The following is a 12,138-nucleotide window of genomic DNA, read 5'->3' as shown; positions in this document are numbered from 1 at the left end:
AAGCGGCCCGTCTAAGGGCAACAAAACAGGGCGACAGTCTGGCAAGTTCAGAGGCCGGCTTTCAACCAAAGCCTCATTTAAAACTGCTCAGCACGCAGCACCCGAAAGCCGCTGCGCACTGAGCCTAGCACTTAGCCCTGCAATGCCGCCAAAGTCAGGTCCAGGCAGTGGCGAGCCTTGGTCACCAGCTCGTCGATTTCAGCTTTGCTGATCACCAGCGACGGCGAAATGATCATGGTGTCGCCCACGGCGCGCATGATCAGGCCGTTCTCGAAGCAGAACGTGCGGCAGATCATGCCCACACCTTTGCCTTCGTAACGTTTGCGCGTGGCCTTGTCCTGCACCAGCTCAATCGCCCCGAGCATGCCCACACCGCGCACTTCACCCACCAGCGGGTGATCAGCCAGTTCCCTCAGACGTTTCTGCAAATACGGTGCCGTTTCTTCGTGAACCCGGCTGATGATTTTTTCATCGCGCATGATGCGGATGTTTTCCAGCGCCACCGCCGCCGCCACCGGGTGCCCGGAATAGGTGAAGCCGTGGTTGAAATCACCGCCTTCATTGAGCACGGCCACCACGTCGTCGTGCACGATCAGGCCACCCATCGGGATGTAGCCGGAAGTCAGGCCCTTGGCGATGGTCATCATGTGCGGCTTGAGGCCGTAGAAGTCGCTGCCGAACCACTCACCGGTACGGCCGAAACCGCAGATCACTTCGTCGGCGACAAACAGAATGTCGTACTTGGCGAGGATTTCCTTGATGCGCGGCCAGTAGGTGTCTGGCGGCACGATCACGCCACCGGCGCCCTGGATCGGCTCGGCAATGAAGGCACCGACGTTGTCCACGCCGACTTCCAGAATTTTCTCTTCCAGCTGGTTGGCGGCCCAAATCCCGAACTCTTCCGGGCTCATGTCGCCGCCTTCGCCGTACCAGTACGGCTGGGCGATGTGGGTGATGCCCGGGATCGGCAAGTCGCCCTGTTCATGCATATAGGTCATGCCGCCGAGGCTGGCGCCGGCCACGGTGGAGCCGTGGTAGCCATTCTTGCGGCTGATGATGGTTTTCTTGTTTGGCTGGCCCTTGATCGCCCAGTAGTGGCGGACCATACGCAACATGGTGTCGTTGCCTTCGGAGCCGGAACCGGTGAAGAACACGTGGTTCATGCCCGCTGGCGCTACGTCGGAAATCACTTTTGCCAACTCCAGCACCGGCGGGTGTGCGGTCTGGAAGAACAGGTTGTAGTACGGCAGTTCTTTCATCTGCTTGGCGGCGGCATCAGCCAGTTCATCGCGACCGTAACCGATCGCCACGCACCACAGGCCAGCCATGCCATCGAGGATCTTGTTGCCTTCGCTGTCCCACAGGTAAACGCCGTGGGCTTTGGTGATGATCCGTGGGCCCTTCTCTTTCAATTGCTTGAAATCGCTGAACGGCGCCAAGTGATGATCGCTGCTCAAGGCTTGCCATTCACGGGTTTGCGGGTTGTTGCTGGACATACCAATCTCCTAGATGTTTCAGGTGAGGGCGCGCCTTTTCCTCGGCGCGCCCGGCGCATCAGACGGCGAAAAGCAGGAATTCCCGCTCCCACGAACTGATCACACGCTTGAAGTTTTCATGCTCGGCCCGCTTGACCGCGACGTAGCCGGTGATGAATTTCTGACCCAGGTACTTCTCGATGGTCTTGCTGTTTTCCATGCGCTCCAGGGCGTCTTCGATGGTCAACGGCAGGCGCAGGTTACGGCGCTCGTAGCCACGGCCGACCACCGGCGCGCTCGGGTTATGGCCTTCGACCATGCCGATATAGCCGCACAGTAGGCTGGCGGCAATCGCCAGGTACGGGTTGGCGTCGGCGCCCGGCAGGCGGTTTTCCACGCGACGGTTCTGCGGGCCGGCATCCGGTACGCGCAGGCCGACGGTGCGGTTTTCTTCGCCCCACTCCACGTTCACCGGCGCCGAGGTGTCTGGCAGGAAGCGGCGGAACGAGTTCACGTTGGGGGCAAACAGCGGCAGCAATTCAGGGATGAATTTCTGCAGGCCGCCAATGTGGTTGAGGAACAGCTGGCTCATGGTCCCGTCTTCATTGGAGAAGACGTTCTTGCCGGTGGCGATGTCGATGATGCTCTGGTGCAGGTGCATCGCGCTGCCAGGCTCGCCGGTCATTGGCTTGGCCATGAAGGTGGCGGCCACGTTGTGCTTGAGCGCGGCCTCACGCATGGTGCGCTTGAACACCAGGATCTGGTCAGCCAGGGACAAGGCATCGCCGTGACGGAAGTTGATTTCCATCTGCGCGGTGCCGTCCTCGTGGATCAACGTGTCGAGGTCCAGTTCCTGCAGCTCGCACCAGTCGTAGACGTCTTCGAACAACGGGTCGAATTCGTTGGCCGCTTCTATAGAGAAGGACTGACGACCGGTCTCCGGGCGCCCGGAACGGCCGATTGGCGGTTGCAGCGGGAAGTCCGGGTCTTCGCAGCGCTTGGTCAGGTAGAACTCCATCTCTGGCGCCACGATCGGCTGCCAGCCTCTGTCGGCGTAGAGCTTGAGGACTTTCTTGAGCACGTTACGCGGCGACAGCTCGATCGGGTTGCCTTGCTTGTCGTAGGTGTCGTGGATCACCTGGGCGGTCGGCTCGATGGCCCAGGGCACCAGGTACACGGCATTCTGGTCGGGGCGGCAGATCATGTCGATGTCGGCCGGGTCGAGCAGTTCGTAATAGATGTCGTCTTCGACATAGTCGCCGGTCACGGTCTGCAACAGAACGCTCTCGGGCAGGCGCATGCCTTTTTCGGCGATGAACTTGTTGGTCGGCGAGATCTTGCCCCGGGTGATGCCCGTTAGGTCGCCAATCATGCATTCGACTTCTGTGATCTTGTGGTCTTTCAACCAATCGGTGAGCTGGTCGAGGTTGTTACTCATAAATGCCTCTGGGCTGTGTTTCCTGACATCCATTAAAGGTCAGGCGTAAGTTGACGCAGCATCCGCGTCGCGTTGCATCGCCCGCTTTCGACAAGCCGTGCCAAAGGCCTGGAAGATCGCGAGGTAGTGCGGGTTAGAGCTTACCTGCCATTCGGGGTGCCATTGCACTCCTAAAGCAAAAGCCTTGCCCGACGTGTAAGAAAAAGCTTCGATCAACCCATCGGTAGCGGTCGCTTCAACCTGCAAACCCGGCGCGAGGCGGTCAACGCCCTGGCCGTGGATCGAGTTGACCTGAATCGTCTGCGGCAACCCCAGGCTTGCCAATACCCCATTCGGGGAGATCGCCACGGCGTGGGCCGGGCCGTACTGGACGTCCAGCGGCTGGGTGTCGTCTTCGCGGTGATCCATCATGCCCGGCACTTCATGAACCTTCTGGTGCAGGCTGCCGCCAAACGCCACGTTCATTTCCTGAAAGCCACGGCAGATACCCAGCACCGGAACGCCTGCCGCAATGGCGGCACGCAGCAATGGCAGGGTGGTCTGGTCGCGTGCAGAATCATGAGCAGTCCCGGGCGCGCTGGCCGGACCGTCGTAGTGAAAGGGTTCGATATTGGAAGGAGAGCCGGTAAACAGGATGCCGTCCAGGCCGTCAAGAATATTGGCCGGGTCGAGCAGATCGCCAAGGGACGGAATGATCAATGGCAGGCCCTTGGCAGCGGTAGCCACTGCACGGACGTATTTGTCGCCACTGATGTGATAAGCATGCAGACCGACCTGTTTGGAGCAGGCGGTGACGCCGATTAACGGCAGGCGAGACATGAAGCACCCCGGTATTATTGCTGTTATGGGTTTGAATCGAGCTTAGCCTTGTTCATTTTTTTACACAACACCCCCGTAAAAAATACAACACGGCCCGCTCAAGCCTGCTAGTCCCAAGCCGCCCAAACCCAAAAAACCGCCCCAAAAAGCCCCAAAAAAGCCTTCAAGGCGCTTTTTTAGGGCAAAAAAGGCCTCGCTTGACTTCGGCAAGCCGTTCGGGTTGACTGAAACCAGAAAAGATCAATGATTGATATTTTTAACAACAAAGGTGTTGCATCATGTCGGTACCCCCGCGTGCCGTTCAGCTTAACGAAGCGAACGCGTTCCTTAAGGATCATCCTGAGGTTCTGTACGTAGACCTTCTAATTGCGGATATGAATGGTGTGGTGCGCGGCAAGCGCATCGAACGCACCAGCCTCCACAAGGTTTACGAGAAGGGCATTAACCTGCCTGCCTCTTTATTTGCCCTGGATATCAACGGCTCGACGGTGGAAAGCACCGGCCTGGGTCTGGACATCGGTGATGCTGACCGAATCTGTTATCCGATCCCCGATACCCTGTGCAATGAACCCTGGCAAAAGCGCCCTACCGCGCAACTGCTGATGACCATGCACGAACTGGAAGGTGAACCTTTCTTCGCCGATCCTCGCGAAGTGCTCCGCCAAGTTGTAAGCAAATTTGACGACCTCGGTCTGACCATCTGCGCCGCCTTCGAGCTTGAGTTCTACCTGATCGACCAGGAGAACGTGAACGGCCGCCCACAACCGCCCCGCTCGCCGATCTCCGGCAAACGCCCGCACTCGACACAGGTCTACCTGATCGACGACCTCGACGAATACGTCGACTGCCTCCAGGACATTCTGGAAGGTGCCAAAGAGCAAGGCATCCCGGCCGACGCCATCGTCAAGGAAAGTGCCCCGGCGCAGTTCGAAGTGAACCTGCACCACGTGGCCGACCCGATCAAGGCGTGCGACTACGCGGTACTGCTCAAGCGCCTGATCAAGAACATCGCCTACGACCATGAGATGGACACCACCTTCATGGCCAAGCCTTACCCAGGCCAGGCAGGCAATGGTTTGCACGTACACATCTCCATTCTGGACAAGGACGGCAAAAACATTTTTGCCAGCGAGGATCCCGAGCAGAACGCCGCATTGCGTCACGCAATCGGCGGTGTGCTGGAGACCCTGCCCGCCCAAATGGCGTTCCTGTGCCCCAACGTCAACTCCTACCGTCGTTTCGGCGCACAGTTCTACGTGCCGAACTCGCCGTGCTGGGGCCTGGACAACCGCACCGTGGCGATTCGCGTACCGACCGGCTCGTCCGACGCCGTACGTATCGAACACCGCGTAGCCGGCGCCGACGCCAACCCTTACCTGCTGATGGCTTCGGTACTGGCAGGCGTGCACCACGGCCTGACCAACAAGATCGAGCCTGGCGCACCGGTGGAAGGCAACAGCTACGAGCAGAACGAACAGAGCCTGCCGAACAACCTGCGTGATGCATTGCGCGAGTTGGACGACAGCGAGGTGATGGCCAAGTACATCGATCCTAAATACATCGATATCTTCGTTGCCTGTAAGGAAAGTGAGCTGGAAGAGTTTGAACACTCCATCTCCGACCTTGAGTACAACTGGTACCTGCATACCGTCTAAGCGGCGGCTGCAATAAAAAACGCCACAGGCTTTTGGTCTGTGGCGTTTTTTATGGGTTTCTTCTGGGAGACCGAAGTGGCCTCATCGCAGGCAAGCCAGCTCCCACATCTGACTGCATCCACAGACCAAAATGTGGGAGCGGGCTTGCCCGCGATGGCGGCCTGGCAGACAACACACCTTCCTGCTCATACAATGCCCGCTGCCTTGTAGGAGACTTCCATGACCACCCGCCCCGCCGCCCCTCGCAAACCCCGCGCCCGCAGCCAGGCCCGGATCGACGCGATCCTCGACGCTGCCCGCACCTTGCTGGCCGCCGAAGGCGTGGCGAGTTTGTCGATCTACAGCGTGGCCGAACGTGCGCAGATTCCACCGTCATCGGTGTATCACTTTTTCGCCAGCGTACCGGCGTTGCTGGAGGCGTTGACGGCGGATGTGCACGCAGCGTTTCGCGCGGCGATTCAGGCGCCCATCGACCATGACTCACTCAAGCACTGGCGTGACCTGTCGTGCATCGTCGAACAGCGCATGCTCGCGATCTACGAACACGACGCGGCCGCGCGGCAGTTGATCCTGGCGCAACATGGCCTGACCGAAGTAACCCAGGCGGACCGTCAGCATGACTTGGAATTGGGCGAGTTGATGTTGGCGGTGTTCAGCCACCACTTTGAAGTGCCGACGTTGCCAAGTGATGTGGATGTGTTTGCCCTGGCGCTGGAACTGAGCGACCGCGTATATGCGCGCTCGATACACCAGCACGGGCAGATCACAGCGCGCATGGCTGAAGAAGGCATGCGGGTGTTTGATGCGTATGTGGGGCTCTACTTGCCGGCGTATTTGCCCAAGCGTTGAGTATTGTGGTGGCTGGGCAGGCCTCTTCGCGAGCAAGCCCGCTCCCACATTCGACCGAGTTCCAACGTTGGAATGCATTCAAGTGTGGGAGCGGGCTTGCTCGCGAAGGCGGCATCAAAACCACCGCAGACTTTGATCACAACTTGGCGATCGACACCTCAGTGGACTTCACAAACGCAATCACTTCACTGCCAATTACCAGCTCCAGCTCTTTCACCGAACGGGTGGTGATCACCGAAGTCACGATGCCGGACGCCGTCTGCACGTCGATTTCCGACAACACGTCGCCTTCGACGATTTCCTTGATGGTGCCTTTGAACTGGTTACGCACGTTGATGGCTTTAATAGTCATGGTCTTCTTCCTTCAGGGGACAAGTGAGTTATTGAGCCCAACGCAATTGCGTAGGCAGCGGTGAAACAGGTTCGGGTTCCGGCGGCGAGCCGGGTAACGACAGCACACGGTTGAGCACTTCAGCTTCCAGCGCAGCCAGGCGATGTGAGCCTCGGGCGCGTGGGCGCGGCAGGTCAACGATCAGGTCCAGGCCGATTTCACCGTCTTCGATCAGGATCACCCGGTCGGCAATTGCTACGGCTTCGCTGACGTCGTGGGTGACCAGCAACACGGTGAAACCGTGCTTCTGCCAGAGGTTTTCGATCAGTTGCTGCATCTCGATGCGGGTCAGGGCATCCAGTGCGCCCAACGGCTCGTCGAGCAACAGCAGGCGTGGCTGGTGAATCAACGCACGTGCCAGGGCCACGCGTTGCTTCTGGCCACCGGACAAGGCCGCCGGCCACTCATTGGCGCGCTCGGCCAGGCCGACCGCTTCTAGGGCCTCCAGCGCCTTGGGGCGCCAGTTGCCTTTGAGGCCAAGGCCCACGTTGTCGATGATCTTTTTCCACGGCAGCAAGCGCGCTTCCTGGAACATCAACCGCGTGTCTTCAATCGCCTCGCTCAGCGGTGCAGAGCCGGCCAGCAGCTCGCCGCCGCTGGCTTTATCCAGACCGGCGAGCAGGCGCAGCAAAGTACTTTTGCCGCAACCACTGCGACCGACCACGGCCACGAACTGGCCCGCCGGAATATGCAGATCAATCTCTTTGAGCACTTCCCGCGCACCAAAGGCCTTGCGCAGTTTGCGCACCGCCAGCGGGATGCCTTTAAGCAGGCGCGGAGGTTGTTGAGCGGTCATGCCGCACCTCCTTTATTCACTTGGTAAGCCGGGTGCCAGCGCAGCCACACACGCTCCAGGCCACGGGCGGCCAGGTCGGCGAGTTTGCCGAGGATCGCGTACATGACGATGGCCAATACCACCACGTCGGTTTGCAAAAACTCGCGGGCGTTCATCGCCAGGTAGCCGATACCGGAACTGGCCGAGATGGTTTCCGCCACGATCAGCGTCAGCCACATAAAGCCCAGCGCAAAGCGCACGCCGACCAGAATCGATGGCAGCGCGCCCGGCAGGATCACCTGACGGAACAGGCTGAACCCGGACAAGCCATAACTGCGCGACATTTCCACCAGCGCCGGGTCGACGTTGCGGATGCCGTGGTAGGTGTTCAGGTAAATCGGGAACAGCGTGCCGAGGGCGACCAGAAAAATCTTCGCGGTCTCGTCGATGCCGAACCACAGGATCACCAGCGGAATCAGCGCCAGATGGGGCACGTTGCGGATCATCTGCACCGAACTGTCCAGCAGGCGCTCGCCCCACTTCGACAGGCCAGTGATAAAGCCCAGAATCAGGCCGATACTGCCGCCGATTACGAAGCCCAGCCCGGCACGCCAGCCACTGATGGCCAGGTGTTTCCAGATCTCGCCGGTGCGCACCAGGTTGACCCCGGCTTCGATCACCGCGCTGGGCGCCGGCAGAATGCGCGTCGACAACCAACCCGCCGACACGGACAACTGCCACACCGCCAGCAATAGAATCGGCAGCACCCAGGGCGCCACGCGATGGCTCAGTTTTTCAAGGTTCATGGCGGCGCCTCAGCTCTGTGACGCAGCTTTGGGAAGGATGTCGTTGGCGACCATTTCGCCGAACGGGCTGACGTAGCCGGCGCCTTTGGGCAGCTCGGGACGTTCGATATCCAGGTGCGGGAACAACAGTTCGGCAACCCGATACGACTCTTCCAGGTGTGGATAACCGGAGAAGATAAAGGTATCGATGCCCAGCGCCGCGTATTCATTGACCCGCGCCGCAACGGTTGGGCCATCGCCCACCAGCGCAGTACCGGCACCGCCGCGCACCAGGCCGACACCGGCCCACAGGTTGGGGCTGACTTCCAGGTTGTCGCGGCTGCCGCCATGCAACGCGGCCATGCGTTGCTGGCCCACCGAGTCAAAGCGCGACAGCGACGCCTGGGCGCGGGCGATGGTTTCATCGTCCACGTGGGAGATCAGTTTGTCGGCGGCCTGCCAGGCTTCGGCGTTGGTTTCACGCACGATCACATGCAGGCGGATGCCGAAACGCACAGTGCGCCCAAGTTTCGCGGCCTTGGCACGCACCTGCGCGATTTTTTCCGCGACGGCTGCTGGCGGCTCGCCCCAGGTCAGCACCATTTCCACCTGTTCGGCTGCCAGGTCCTGGGCCGCTTCGGAAGAACCGCCGAAGTACAGCGGCGGACGCGGCTGCTGGATCGGCGGGTAAAGCAGCTTGGCGCCTTTGACGCTGATGTGCTGGCCGTCGTAATCCACAGTTTCGCCTTCCAGCACGCGGCGCCAGATACGGGTGAATTCCACGGAGGCCTGATAGCGCTCCTCGTGGGTGAGGAACAAGCCATCGCCGGCCAATTCATCCGGATCACCGCCGGTGACCAGGTTGAACAGCGCGCGGCCACCGGACAAGCGGTCGAGGGTCGCGGCCTGACGCGCGGCCACCGTCGGGGAAATGATCCCGGGGCGCAATGCGACGAGGAATTTCAGACGCTGGGTCACCGGGATCAGCGAGGCGGCCACCAGCCACGAGTCTTCGCAGGAGCGGCCGGTGGGGATCAGCACCCCGCCGAAACCCAGGCGGTCAGCCGCCTGGGCCACTTGCTGCAAATAACCGTGGTCGACGGCGCGAGCGCCTTCGGCGGTGCCAAGGTAATGGCCGTCGCCGTGGGTAGGCAGGAACCAGAAAATATTGAGGCTCATGGAGTTGTCTCCTGAAGAAGTCGGATTACGGCGCTTTGGCGACGGCGGCGGGTGGCGTCCAGATCACGTCCTTGATGTTCAAGGGCTTGGGGATCAATTTGAGTTGGTAAAAGCTGTCAGCGATTTTCTGTTGGGCGGCGACCACTTCCGGGGTCAGGAACAGCGCGCCGTAGCCTTGGCGTTTCACCGAGGTCAGGGTGATATCAGCCGGCAGGCCGAGCAGCGGTGCGACTTGTTCGGTCACCTCCTGCGGGTTGGCCTTGGACCATTCGCCCACCGCGCGCACTTCTTCCACCAACGCCTTGATCACTTCAGGGTGCTGCGTGGCGTAAGGCTTGGTGGCCAGGTAGAACTGGTGGTTGTCGGCGATGCCGGTACCGTCACGCAGGGTGCGCGCTTGCAGTTGTTTCTCGGCGGCAGCCTGGTACGGGTCCCAGATCACCCAGGCGTCCACGCTGCCACGCTCGAAGGCGGCACGGGCGTCGGCAGGCGGCAGGAACACGGTTTGCACGTCGGTGTATTTGAGGCCGGCATCTTCCAGGGCGCGCACCAGCAAGTAGTGCACGTTAGAGCCTTTGTTCAGGACGATTTTCTTGCCCTTGAGCTCGGCGACGGATTTGATCGTGGAATCTTTCGGCACCAGGATCGCTTCACTGGTCGGCGCGGGCGGTTCGTAGGCAACGTAAAGCAGGTCGGCGCCGGCAGCCTGAGCGAAGACCGGTGGGGTCTCGCCGGTGACGCCGAAGTCGATGGAGCCGACGTTCAGGCCTTCGAGCAATTGCGGGCCGCCAGGGAATTCAGTCCACTGCACCTGCACGCCTTGGGCGGCCAGGCGCTTTTCCAGCGAGCCCTTGGCCTTGAGCAGCACCAGCGTGCCGTATTTCTGATAGCCGATCCACAGGGTTTCAGCGGCTTGGGCTTGAACAATGGCGCCGAAGGACACAGCCGCAGCAAACAGTGCGACCAGACCACGACGCAAGATGACAGTGCGCATGGCGCTCTCTCCAAATAATGCGATGAGGGGGTTGGCTGCACCTGCTTGGCCGTTGGCGGCTGAGTAAGGTGAGTACTACAAAAAACCGGTGAGGCTTAAATGCTCCAGCGAGCACTCAACAAACGTTCATTCAACACATGGGGGTCAAGCGGTTTGGGGCGACGGGCCATGGCGCTGTAGAAGGTCTCCAGGGCCTCGTGCAAACGGTGTTCGAGCACCGGCACCAGTTGCGCCTGGGCACTGCCTTCGCCGTAAGCGATCTGGCTGTCTTCGGCAAAAATGCCGTGGAGCAATTCCTGAGCTTTCAAGGCCGACAGCACGGGCTTCAAGGCGTAGTCCACCGCCAGCATGTGGGCGATGCTGCCGCCGGTGGCCATCGGCAAGACGATCTTGTGGGCCAGGGCGCGTTCGGGCAGCAGGTCGAGCACGGTTTTCAGTGCGCCGGAAAAAGAAGCCTTGTATACCGGCGTGGCGATGACCAAACCATCGGCGTTGGCCACTTGTTGCAGCAGGTCGATGACCTTGGGGCTGTCGAAGCGGGCGTGCAGCAAGTCTTCGGCCGGGAAGTCCCGTATCTGATAACTCACCACTTCCACGCCTTTTTGCTGCAGCCACTGACGGGTTTTATCCAGCAAGACCCCGGAGCGGGAACGCTGGCTGGGGCTGCCTCCAAGTGTTACGACCAGCATGCAGGTATTCCTTGAGCAAGTGTCGGCGGTTCGCTGTGTGGCGATGTCGCCAAGATGGAGAGACCCTATCAGCATATTTATATATCTATAAATCTCATTTTTTCATTTGTTTATTCTTAAAATGAATATGAGCCCTATAAAGCTTCGGGCGAAAAAAAAGGCCGTCGAAACGGCCTGAAAACCCCTGCTATGTGATTCGGTTTCAATTCGGAACTTGTGTTGCATGTTCCGCCGCCATCGCGGGCAAGCCCGGCTCCCACAGGGGAATGCGGTCACCTGTGGGAGCCGGGCTTGCCCGCGATAACGATTTCAGCTTCAGCGATTCGGTTGTGGGGTAAGACGCAGGTACGGCTTCACCGCGCGATACCCCTTCGGAAAGCGCTTCTTGATCTCCTCCTCATCCTTGAGCGACGGCACGATCACCACTTCATCACCGTCCTGCCAGTTGGCGGGGGTGGCGACTTTGTGGTTGTCGGTCAGCTGCAACGAATCAATGACCCGCAGGATTTCGTGGAAGTTGCGGCCGGTGCTGGCCGGGTAGGTGATGGTCAGGCGAATCTTCTTGTTCGGGTCGATCACGAACAAGGAGCGCACGGTGAGGGTGTCACTGGCGTTCGGGTGGATCAGGTCGTAGAGGTCCGACACTTTGCGGTCGGCATCCGCCAGGATCGGGAAGTTGACGACGGTGTTCTGGGTTTCGTTGATGTCTTCGATCCACTTGTGGTGCGAGTCCACCGGGTCGACCGACAGCGCGATGGCCTTGACGCCACGCTTGGCGAATTCATCTTTGAGCTTGGCGGTGAAGCCCAGCTCGGTGGTGCACACCGGGGTGAAGTCAGCCGGATGGGAAAACAACACGCCCCAGCTGTCGCCCAGCCATTCGTGGAAACGAATCTTGCCGGCGCTGGAATCCTGCTCGAAGTCGGGGGCGATGTCGCCCAGTCTTAGGCTCATGGTGTGGCTCCTGATGGGTGCTTATGGAGCCCACTGTGCATGGGTTAGGGATTATTTAAAAAGAATAAATATCGATTTATTTAGATCATAAAGGAATATTAAAAATCTGTTCATTGGACGCCGCAACGGCCGAGG

General features: G+C 59.9%; 12 protein-coding genes. 2 read left to right on the top strand and 10 right to left on the bottom strand.

The annotated features are described in order from the left end of the window. Window positions 1–131: 131 nt before the first annotated feature. Genes AB4P94_RS07880 through AB4P94_RS07870 form a run of 3 tightly spaced genes read right to left on the bottom strand, consistent with a single transcriptional unit; the run spans window position 132 to window position 3,732 of the window. Entirely contained in the window at window positions 132–1,496 is a 1,365-nt protein-coding gene (locus tag AB4P94_RS07880; RefSeq protein WP_395610082.1) for an aspartate aminotransferase family protein, read from the bottom strand. 58 nt (window positions 1,497–1,554) lie between these two features. After that, window positions 1,555–2,913: a glutamine synthetase family protein gene (locus AB4P94_RS07875; protein ID WP_028618371.1), complete on the bottom strand. Its 1,359-nt coding sequence runs from the start codon at window positions 2,911–2,913 to the stop codon at window positions 1,555–1,557. A 39-nt stretch (window positions 2,914–2,952) separates the two neighbouring features. Continuing rightward, window positions 2,953–3,732, bottom strand: a complete 780-nt coding sequence (locus AB4P94_RS07870) for a gamma-glutamyl-gamma-aminobutyrate hydrolase family protein (protein WP_395610081.1) — start codon at window positions 3,730–3,732, stop codon at window positions 2,953–2,955. Between the two features lie 278 nt (window positions 3,733–4,010). Here AB4P94_RS07870 and AB4P94_RS07865 point away from each other — a divergent pair, with 278 nt between their 5' ends. Both AB4P94_RS07865 and AB4P94_RS07860 read left to right on the top strand, forming a co-directional pair. Beyond that, window positions 4,011–5,387 carry a glutamine synthetase family protein gene (locus AB4P94_RS07865; protein WP_003213894.1) on the top strand — a complete coding sequence of 459 codons (1,377 nt, stop codon included), beginning with the start codon at window positions 4,011–4,013 and terminating at the stop codon, window positions 5,385–5,387. A 219-nt stretch (window positions 5,388–5,606) separates the two neighbouring features. Beyond that, a complete protein-coding gene (locus AB4P94_RS07860) occupies window positions 5,607–6,236 on the top strand; it encodes a TetR/AcrR family transcriptional regulator (protein ID WP_395610080.1) in 630 nt (209 codons plus the stop codon). A gap of 136 nt (window positions 6,237–6,372) precedes the next feature. On the opposite strand, the gene AB4P94_RS07855 is transcribed toward AB4P94_RS07860, so the two are convergent. The 7 genes from AB4P94_RS07855 to AB4P94_RS07825 form a co-directional block, all read right to left on the bottom strand. Then, window positions 6,373–6,588 carry a molybdopterin-binding protein gene (locus AB4P94_RS07855; RefSeq protein ID WP_003213899.1) on the bottom strand — a complete coding sequence of 72 codons (216 nt, stop codon included), beginning with the start codon at window positions 6,586–6,588 and terminating at the stop codon, window positions 6,373–6,375. Window positions 6,589–6,616: 28 nt separating this feature from the next. Then, the gene (gene ssuB, locus AB4P94_RS07850; RefSeq protein ID WP_017139537.1) at window positions 6,617–7,423 is read right to left on the bottom strand and encodes an aliphatic sulfonates ABC transporter ATP-binding protein; all 807 of its coding nucleotides are present in this window, start codon (window positions 7,421–7,423) and stop codon (window positions 6,617–6,619) included. Continuing rightward, window positions 7,420–8,208: an aliphatic sulfonate ABC transporter permease SsuC gene (ssuC, locus tag AB4P94_RS07845; RefSeq protein WP_395610079.1), complete on the bottom strand. Its 789-nt coding sequence runs from the start codon at window positions 8,206–8,208 to the stop codon at window positions 7,420–7,422. Before ssuC ends, ssuB begins: the two co-directional genes overlap by 4 nt. Before the next feature lie 9 nt (window positions 8,209–8,217). Continuing rightward, window positions 8,218–9,366 (bottom strand): FMNH2-dependent alkanesulfonate monooxygenase, encoded by a 1,149-nt coding sequence (gene ssuD, locus AB4P94_RS07840; protein ID WP_395610078.1) that lies wholly within the window; start codon window positions 9,364–9,366, stop codon window positions 8,218–8,220. Window positions 9,367–9,391: 25 nt separating this feature from the next. Then, window positions 9,392–10,360, bottom strand: a complete 969-nt coding sequence (locus AB4P94_RS07835) for a sulfonate ABC transporter substrate-binding protein (RefSeq protein ID WP_395610077.1) — start codon at window positions 10,358–10,360, stop codon at window positions 9,392–9,394. Between the two features lie 95 nt (window positions 10,361–10,455). Next, window positions 10,456–11,049, bottom strand: a complete 594-nt coding sequence (gene ssuE / locus AB4P94_RS07830; RefSeq protein WP_176996843.1) for an NADPH-dependent FMN reductase — start codon at window positions 11,047–11,049, stop codon at window positions 10,456–10,458. A 315-nt stretch (window positions 11,050–11,364) separates the two neighbouring features. Beyond that, a complete protein-coding gene (locus AB4P94_RS07825) occupies window positions 11,365–12,003 on the bottom strand; it encodes a peroxiredoxin (RefSeq protein ID WP_003195267.1) in 639 nt (212 codons plus the stop codon). Between the last annotated feature and the right edge of the window lie 135 nt (window positions 12,004–12,138).

Source organism: Pseudomonas sp. B22129 (assembly GCF_044218875.1).
GTDB lineage: Bacteria > Pseudomonadota > Gammaproteobacteria > Pseudomonadales > Pseudomonadaceae > Aquipseudomonas.
This window is presented reverse-complemented; position numbering and strand designations above follow the sequence as displayed.

What these genes read in the sequence shown, in the direction of transcription:
- AB4P94_RS07880 (WP_395610082.1), bottom strand. Translation starts at nt 1,496, where the DNA reads ATGTCCAGCAACAACCCGCAAACCCGTGAATGGCAAGCCTTGAGCAGC.
- AB4P94_RS07875 (WP_028618371.1), bottom strand. Translation starts at nt 2,913, where the DNA reads ATGAGTAACAACCTCGACCAGCTCACCGATTGGTTGAAAGACCACAAG.
- AB4P94_RS07870 (WP_395610081.1), bottom strand. Translation starts at nt 3,732, where the DNA reads ATGTCTCGCCTGCCGTTAATCGGCGTCACCGCCTGCTCCAAACAGGTC.
- AB4P94_RS07865 (WP_003213894.1), top strand. Translation starts at nt 4,011, where the DNA reads ATGTCGGTACCCCCGCGTGCCGTTCAGCTTAACGAAGCGAACGCGTTC.
- AB4P94_RS07860 (WP_395610080.1), top strand. Translation starts at nt 5,607, where the DNA reads ATGACCACCCGCCCCGCCGCCCCTCGCAAACCCCGCGCCCGCAGCCAG.
- AB4P94_RS07855 (WP_003213899.1), bottom strand. Translation starts at nt 6,588, where the DNA reads ATGACTATTAAAGCCATCAACGTGCGTAACCAGTTCAAAGGCACCATC.
- ssuB (WP_017139537.1), bottom strand. Translation starts at nt 7,423, where the DNA reads ATGACCGCTCAACAACCTCCGCGCCTGCTTAAAGGCATCCCGCTGGCG.
- ssuC (WP_395610079.1), bottom strand. Translation starts at nt 8,208, where the DNA reads ATGAACCTTGAAAAACTGAGCCATCGCGTGGCGCCCTGGGTGCTGCCG.
- ssuD (WP_395610078.1), bottom strand. Translation starts at nt 9,366, where the DNA reads ATGAGCCTCAATATTTTCTGGTTCCTGCCTACCCACGGCGACGGCCAT.
- AB4P94_RS07835 (WP_395610077.1), bottom strand. Translation starts at nt 10,360, where the DNA reads ATGCGCACTGTCATCTTGCGTCGTGGTCTGGTCGCACTGTTTGCTGCG.
- ssuE (WP_176996843.1), bottom strand. Translation starts at nt 11,049, where the DNA reads ATGCTGGTCGTAACACTTGGAGGCAGCCCCAGCCAGCGTTCCCGCTCC.
- AB4P94_RS07825 (WP_003195267.1), bottom strand. Translation starts at nt 12,003, where the DNA reads ATGAGCCTAAGACTGGGCGACATCGCCCCCGACTTCGAGCAGGATTCC.